This window comes from Synechococcus sp. R8-2, from assembly GCF_047461715.1.
GTDB lineage: Bacteria > Cyanobacteriota > Cyanobacteriia > Thermostichales > Thermostichaceae > Thermostichus.
This window is the reverse complement of sequence record NZ_JANSHQ010000008.1, coordinates 1-5,185: the sequence shown is the minus strand read 5'-3', so window position 1 is coordinate 5,185 and position 5,185 is coordinate 1. Positions and strand designations below refer to the sequence as shown.

Sequence of the window (5,185 nt, the reverse complement as noted above, 5' to 3'; positions counted from 1 at the left end):
TGCTCCGCAACGCTATTGCTCCACAACCCTGACGCAGTGTCCTAGAGTGTCCAATAACTATAAAGCTGGGCCAGCCTCTCCGACTCATCTGAATACGAAGAACAGATGGAGCTTTCTGGGGTCATTCATCATCCTCACTAAGATCCGGCCTGGGGATCCCTTCATTGGCTCATGATTTTGGGAAACAGCATGAAAGCGCATGAGTTCTGGGCTCGTACCGACAGCCAAGGTCAACTGATTTTGCCCATGCGGGCGCAGGAACAATTGCCCAAAAATCGAGTTGTGCGGGTGCTGGTGTTGGTAGATGAGCAGGAGCTGGCTCCGGCGGATCCTTCACAGGAGCAGTTGCCCACTGCCTCGCCAGATGAAGAGCATCTTTGGTATGGAGCTCCCACCGTTCCCTACGATGGCATTTAGCGCATGGGATCTTGGCCGGACAGCCGCCAGCGGTTTAGGCGCGAGAGGGTATCTGCATCCAAGTAGGCATCAATGCCCCGCTTGCTCGATAGCCGTTTTGGTTGGACGCGCCGGATCTGCTGCTGGGCCTGCTGCACTTCATCCCACAGTTGTTCTGCCGAGACCCATTCGGCGTTGTAGCCACCGATCACCAATTGCTGGACACGATCGGAGGTAGCCACTCTTACCCGACACCCATCCTTCTGCAACTGGGCACACAGCCGTTCAATACAACTGTCGGCGGTCTCGCCATAGGAGGTATACAGGATCTCGATACCCGAAGGGGAGCGCTCTTGCCGGGCTGGAGTGGGTTGGGCGTAGGCATCGTACACCACGGTCGCCTGGTAGCCCCGGAAGGCCACATAGTTGGCCAAAGATTCCACCAAGCGCAGACGGGCCAATTCCATCAGGGAGCGACGCGCTAACTGGCTCAGGGTGGGCCAAGCTCCGATGATGTTGTAGCCATCAACCAAGAGGAAGGTGGGAGAGGAGGCTTGCATGGATGGCGGTGGATCCCTTGTCCGGGATCACACTTCTTAATCTTAATCTTTATCTTATTTTTAATCTTAGTACCCAGCCTTAAAGGTTACCCCACTACTCCGAATGCTCCGATACTTTCCCGGTTGTGAGCAGATCATGGTCTGCGCTGAATCCAATAGGCGGTGAACAGTTCGCCACTGGCCTGTTTCTGAATTTTGCCCCCCAAGGCTGCGATGCGCCGCTCCCACTCCGTTAGGGGGGTGAAAATCGGTTCGGTGCCTTTGAATAGCTCGATGAGGCCCCATTGTTCCGCCCACACCGAGTCGGGATTGACCACTTCAATAATCACAGGTGCAGCCGGTCGCAACACTCGCATCAACTCTGCCCAAACCGCGTCGAAGTACTCAATCGGGTAGTAGTACAAAAATCCGGTGGCAATGGCCAGATCAAATTGCTCCGACTCGTAGTTTTCCAAATGGTGGGCGGATCCCTGTTGCATTGACTTGAACAGCTTGGAGTTAAGCTGGGGTGCCCGCGAGCGAATAAAGCGCACAATCTCACCGCTCAGCTCATGGCCGTAAAAGTAGGCTTGCCAATCGTTCCAGGGATAGGTCAGGAAGCTTACCCCACAGCCCAAATCCAAACAGGCTTCCCGTTTTTTGGGGGCACGCAGTTGCCAAAAGGGGATCCCGAGGCGCTCTTGCAGGTGATCCCGCTGCTGGGCTTGCCAAAAAGGCAGTTGCTCCAGGTCTGGGGGAAGTTGCCAAGCTGGCTGACCCAGTTGAATTTCCAGCTCCCGATTAAAGCGAGCAGCTACGGCAGCAAGGTAGGGATCCCAGCGTTCCCCGGTTTGTGGTAGCTCCATTTGCTGATGGCTTTGTCCTGGATGGTCGTGAACTTAACTTGCACTTAACCTACACTACCAGGACTCTCGGCCCGTAGGCTCCCGGCTGCAGGGATCCATTTACCCAGCTGTGGCTGCCGAGGATGGTGCCTGCCGGAATCTGAGCTTGGGATCCCAAACGGGTGTGGGCGCCGATGTAGCAGGGGGCGTGCAGTTGAGCGCTGGGATGGATCTCAGCCGTTTTGTGCACCCATATCCCCGGCGCCTGTTGCTGCACATTTTCTAAGGGAAAATCCGTCATTCGGCCCAGGAGAATGTCCAGTTGGCCGTGGTAGTAGCTGGCCGGCGTGCCCAGATCCCGCCAGTAGCCTGTGTGGAGATAAGCTTGCAGCCGGTGCCCTTGCCTGAGCAAATCGGGGAAGACACGCCGCTCGAAGCTGAGGGGCTCCCCACTGGGGTAGTCTTTAAAAATGGCCGGATCCAAGACATAGGTGCCGGCGTTGATCGTGTCGGTGGTGAGGGTGAGGGCTTCTGCAGGGGTGGGTTTTTCCCGAAAAGATTGGATCTGGCCCTCTTCCCCAACTTCCACCAGGCCATAGGCGGTGATATCGTCCACGCGGGCGAGGGTGAGGGTGGCCATGGCCTTGCTCTGCACATGACATTGCATCAGCATCTGCAGATCCAGATCTGTGAGGATGTCGGCATTGAAGACCACCAAGGGATCCCCGGTGAAATAGGGCTGAGCCAGCACCAAAGCTCCTGCCGTATCCAAAGGCGTCTCTTCGGGAATGTAGCGGAGCTTCACCCCCAAAGCAGCGCCATCTCCCAGAGCAGCCTCAATTTGTTGGCCCAGATAACCCACGCTGAGCAAAATATCTGTCAGGCCGGCTCGGCGGCAGCGCCCGATCAGCCACTCCAAAAAGGGCACATCCAAAAGGGGCAACAAAGGCTTAGGCTGCAAAAAGGTAAAAGGCCGTAAACGAGTTCCTTTCCCACCCGCCAAGATCACCGCTTGCATAACCACCCTCAACCCCGTTCTCTTCCAAAGATATTGACATCCTCTCCGCCCAATTGCTAAGGGGGATCCATTGGGTCGAGCCAAATGTTTTCTGCTACCCAGAACGTCGATTCTCCGTTGCCCACAGAGGGATACGGATTGCCCCCCCGGGCAACACAGCACGAGTCTTGATCGCAAGTCTCAGGGGATGCCTTTCTGGAGGAGATATTTCAATCTCAATTGGGATTCATAAGCTCAATCCTGAGACAGTTGATTTGCCTTTTTTAGAGCATGTTTGGAGAATTGCGACCCGCTCGCCCCAGTCGGGAATAGCCACCCAAAGCGGCAGTGTCAGGTGATACTACCTTGCAACGGGAATTGTGACAGCCTTGGATAGCTTGGATGGATTCCAATGGGTTTGCCCTTCACCTTCATCTGAGGTTTCGCCGATGTCTGTTTCTCGACGCCGATCCCTACAAGCCCTTTGCTTGACCCTGGCCGGATGCTGGGCTTTAAGTGCACACCAGGGATCCCTGCTGGCCCAAAGCAGAGACCTGTTGGCTCAAATTCAAGAGCGCGGGGTGCTCCGGGTTTCCACCGACTCCAATTACCGGCCTCAGAGCTACCTCAATCCCGACGGCAGTTGGGAAGGATTTGACGTGGATGTGGCGCGCGAGATCGCCAAGCGCTTGGGGGTAAAGGCTGAGTTTCTGGATATCAACTTCGATGTCATCACCGCCGGATCTTGGAATGGCCGCTGGGATGTCAATGTCGGCTCCATGACCGTAACTGCCGAACGCCAGAAAGCTCTGCTGTTTACCATTCCCTACTACTACACCCCCGCCAGCTTCGTGGTCCACCAAGCCTCGACCCTGACCGATATCGCCGCTTTGGAAGGAAAGCGAGTTGGGGTGGGCACCGCCACCACCTATCAAGCTTACCTGGAGGGCAACCTCACTCTGGAAGGAGAGACCATCCAAGTTCCGGCCCCGCGGGTGGACATTCGCATCTACGACACCGATAGCCTGGCTCTGCAGGATTTGGCACTGGGGGATGGCACCCGCCTGGATGCAGTCTTGACAGCTTTGCCGACGGCTGAAAACGCCATTCGGGAAGGACTGCCCCTGAAAACTCTGGGGGATCCGGTCTACTATGAAGCCTTGGCTGTGGCCTTGGATCGCTCCAGCCCTGCCCCTTCCGAGAGCTTGCAAGCCAAAATCAACGAAATTTTAGAATCCATGCATGCGGACGGCACGCTAACAGCCCTCTCGAAGCGGTATTACGGCATTGATCTGACGAAAAAAGCTGAGTGAGCAAAGACTCTATCCCACTGGAGCAGCCCATTTACCCACCGCCCCGGATTCGAAAAGGGATCCCGTTCCCGGTGGCCCAGGGGTTGTGGTTGGTTCTGTGGCTGCTGTTGTTGCTGTTCACCTTCAGCGGGGTACAGTTGGAGTTGGCCGGGATCCCCATCCGTACCTTGCGTCTCAACGGCAACTTTGTGCGCGAGTGGTGGTGGTTTATCTCGCAAGGGGTGGGCACTACTTTTCAACTGTCCTTGGTCTCCATCCTCTGTGCCACCACCTTGGCCTTTTTGTCGGCGCTGGCGGGGCTCTCCCAAATTGCCCCTCTAAGCAGCCTCTCTGCTCTCTATGTCTCGCTGATGCGGGGCACACCTCTATTCCTGCAGTTTTTGTTTATCTACCAGGCTTTGCCGCAACTGGGTCTGGTGTTCGGCTCGTTCACTTCGGCAGTGCTGGCCTTGAGCCTGAACTATGGCGCCTACATGAGCGAGATCTTCCGGGCCGGGATCCAAGCCATTCCCGTCGGGCAGCGGGAAGCTGCCTATGCCCTGGGGCTTAAGCCCTGGCAAACCCTGTGGTGCATCATTTTGCCGCAAGCTTTCCGAATTGTCCTACCCGACATTGGCAATCAATTCATCGCCATGCAGAAAGACACTGCCCTGGCCAGTGCCATTGCTTTGCAGGAGTTGATGGGCCGGGCTCGACAGGCAGGTTTGCCGCGCCAGCACTTCTTCGAGGCTTTGGTGGTGGCAGCGCTGTGGTACTGGCTGCTGACGTTGATCTTGTCATTTTTCCAGGGACGCTTGGAACGGTACCTGGCCCGCTAGAGGAGCCTGACTCTAATCCGGCCATTACTTTGGTGTCTGCTTGCATACGTTTGTGGTTGCCCACAAAGACCGGCTGTGCCGTTCGCGATAGCAGGGGGCTCCAAAAACAGCCAGAAAGCTGGGGGACATCATCCTGCACTGACCTGCCGCAGTGGGTGAGAGAGGATCCCTGCCACCTCAAGCGGAATGCCATTCAAGAGGCAGGGTTGGCCTTTCGAGAGAGCAAAGACCCGAAGTTTCGCAGCGTCAGATCAGAGCTTTGCGGGATACTGCCATT

The 5,185-nt window shown here is 56.3% G+C and carries 6 protein-coding genes and 1 pseudogene; 4 read left to right on the top strand and 3 right to left on the bottom strand.

Translation table 11 applies throughout. The features are described 5' to 3' along the window. Nucleotides 1–189: 189 nt before the first annotated feature. The gene (locus tag NW819_RS00185) at nt 190–417 is read left to right on the top strand and encodes a hypothetical protein (protein WP_238376759.1); all 228 of its coding nucleotides are present in this window, start codon (nt 190–192) and stop codon (nt 415–417) included. On the opposite strand, the gene NW819_RS00180 is transcribed toward NW819_RS00185, so the two are convergent. From NW819_RS00180 to NW819_RS00170, 3 genes are all read right to left on the bottom strand, one after another. Continuing rightward, nucleotides 414–956 (bottom strand): NYN domain-containing protein, encoded by a 543-nt coding sequence (locus NW819_RS00180; RefSeq protein ID WP_414412528.1) that lies wholly within the window; start codon nt 954–956, stop codon nt 414–416. The two genes, NW819_RS00185 and NW819_RS00180, sit on opposite strands and share 4 nt — an antisense overlap. 134 nt (nt 957–1,090) lie before the next feature. Then, nucleotides 1,091–1,801 (bottom strand): class I SAM-dependent methyltransferase, encoded by a 711-nt coding sequence (locus NW819_RS00175; RefSeq protein WP_414412527.1) that lies wholly within the window; start codon nt 1,799–1,801, stop codon nt 1,091–1,093. Between the two features lie 49 nt (nt 1,802–1,850). Next, a complete protein-coding gene (locus NW819_RS00170; protein ID WP_414412529.1) occupies nt 1,851–2,798 on the bottom strand; it encodes a sugar phosphate nucleotidyltransferase in 948 nt (315 codons plus the stop codon). Nucleotides 2,799–3,226: 428 nt separating this feature from the next. Here NW819_RS00170 and NW819_RS00165 point away from each other — a divergent pair, with 428 nt between their 5' ends. From NW819_RS00165 to NW819_RS00155, 3 genes and pseudogenes are all read left to right on the top strand, one after another. After that, entirely contained in the window at nt 3,227–4,090 is an 864-nt protein-coding gene (locus NW819_RS00165) for an ABC transporter substrate-binding protein (protein WP_414412526.1), read from the top strand. Then, nucleotides 4,087–4,908 carry an amino acid ABC transporter permease gene (locus NW819_RS00160; protein ID WP_414412525.1) on the top strand — a complete coding sequence of 274 codons (822 nt, stop codon included), beginning with the start codon at nt 4,087–4,089 and terminating at the stop codon, nt 4,906–4,908. Before NW819_RS00165 ends, NW819_RS00160 begins: the two co-directional genes overlap by 4 nt. 94 nt (nt 4,909–5,002) lie before the next feature. Further along, nucleotides 5,003–5,185 (top strand): annotated as a pseudogene (locus NW819_RS00155) (hypothetical protein); the annotation flags it as partial.

Excerpts from the sequence above, each read along its gene's own strand:
- NW819_RS00185 (WP_238376759.1), top strand. The coding sequence starts at position 190 with ATGAAAGCGCATGAGTTCTGGGCTCGTACCGACAGCCAAGGTCAACTG.
- NW819_RS00180 (WP_414412528.1), bottom strand. The coding sequence starts at position 956 with ATGCAAGCCTCCTCTCCCACCTTCCTCTTGGTTGATGGCTACAACATC.
- NW819_RS00175 (WP_414412527.1), bottom strand. The coding sequence starts at position 1,801 with ATGGAGCTACCACAAACCGGGGAACGCTGGGATCCCTACCTTGCTGCC.
- NW819_RS00170 (WP_414412529.1), bottom strand. The coding sequence starts at position 2,798 with ATGCAAGCGGTGATCTTGGCGGGTGGGAAAGGAACTCGTTTACGGCCT.
- NW819_RS00165 (WP_414412526.1), top strand. The coding sequence starts at position 3,227 with ATGTCTGTTTCTCGACGCCGATCCCTACAAGCCCTTTGCTTGACCCTG.